Origin of the sequence: Pseudovibrio sp. Ad46 (assembly GCF_001623065.1) — a bacterium.
Taxonomy (GTDB): Bacteria; Pseudomonadota; Alphaproteobacteria; order Rhizobiales; family Stappiaceae; genus Pseudovibrio.
In genome coordinates, this window is the sequence record NZ_LMCG01000029.1 from 1 (window position 1) to 1444 (window position 1444).

Consider the following 1444-nt stretch of genomic DNA (forward strand, 5'->3'; position numbering starts at 1 on the left):
GTTGCGCAAGTCTTTGCAGATGAGACTACGGTCTCTTTCTGAAGAGCTCTTCTCAGCATATGATTATGTGAAGCGCCCGATAAGATAAGGGGCATTTTGAGCCCAAAGCGGCTCTGGAATGGAGTTGTCCCCGTTGTCCCCCTCAGATATATCGTTGAGGTTTTTGCATCTATCTAGGGCAAATAGAAGCACGAAATCTGATCTCGACCATGTGTAAAAAAGTATAATGTTTTCATTGGATTAAATGCGGAACCGTATCAGTAAGAAAACACTAACCAAGTGTTAACGCGCTCTTTTCAATGTATTTTCCCAATAAAAATCTATTTATAATTTGAAATCTGAATTTTTTAAATGAGATACTTTCGAATAAAACATAGTGCAATTTAACAGTACTAATATCTATGGGCATATTTCTATAGGGAGCGAAGTAATATTGAATACATTTATTTATTGTTATGAAAACAGTTAGCCTCTTTTAGATGATGGGTAATAGCTTCACCTTATAAATCAGGTGAATATTTCGTAAGGTAAGATTGTTGGAGGCATTATATGTAGGGGCGTATAAAATGAACTCATTGACTGCTGCACTAGAATTTATTGAATCTGTTAATAATGAAGAGACACCTGATCTTGTTTCTAAGCGTCTTGCTGAACTTGGTCAGTCTTTTGGCTTTACAAGTTTTTGTCTTGCCGCGATCCCCGAAGCTAACACATCCTTTGATGGGTCTATTATGTTGAGTGGCTGGCGGCCTGAATGGCAACAACGTTATCTCGATCGTAATTACATACAAAATGATCCGATTGTCGCGAAAGCGCGTACTGCTAGTCGCCCATTTCTTTGGTCCAGCGTTGCCCGTGATAGCAATCTTTCTGCAGCTGCACAGCAAGTTCTGTCAGAAGCGCGCGATTACGGAATGTATGACGGAGTGTGTGTGCCAGTGCGTGGCCTTCAGAACTATCAAGGCATGCTGAGTTTTGGTGGACCAGAAGTTCGACTGAATGAACGCGAAATCAGTGTTCTTCATCTGGTTGGCATTTATGCGAGTAATAAAGTGCGTGAACTAGCTGGTTCAAACATCAGTCGCCCTCGTCATCGCATTACTCCTCGTGAACTTGAGTGTCTGAAGTGGGCAGCTGCAGGCAAGACAAGTTGGGAGATCAGTCAGATCCTAAATATTTCTCAGCATACTGCGGACTGGTATCTGGCTTCGGCTGCCAGAAAGCTGCATGCTTCGAATAGAACACACGCGGTAGCTGAGGGTTTTCGGTTCGGCCTTATTCAATAAGTCTAAACGACACTTACTTATGCTCTCGGCAGGGTTCGCACCGCGCTTCCTGCTGTTTGCACTTTTACGGCATCCCGATTGTCCCAATTCAACCGATCGGTAAGGTGCAGCTACTCACGAGGCGATTAAGGCGTTGACTGTAAGCTTTTCTCTGAGTG

General features: G+C 43.1%; 1 protein-coding gene. It reads left to right on the plus strand.

Annotated features, from left to right (window positions below):
* The first annotated feature begins 566 nt into the window (after positions 1–566).
* A complete protein-coding gene (locus PsAD46_RS06310; protein ID WP_063306408.1) occupies positions 567–1286 on the plus strand; it encodes a LuxR family transcriptional regulator in 720 nt (239 codons plus the stop codon).
* Positions 1287–1444: the final 158 nt, after the last annotated feature.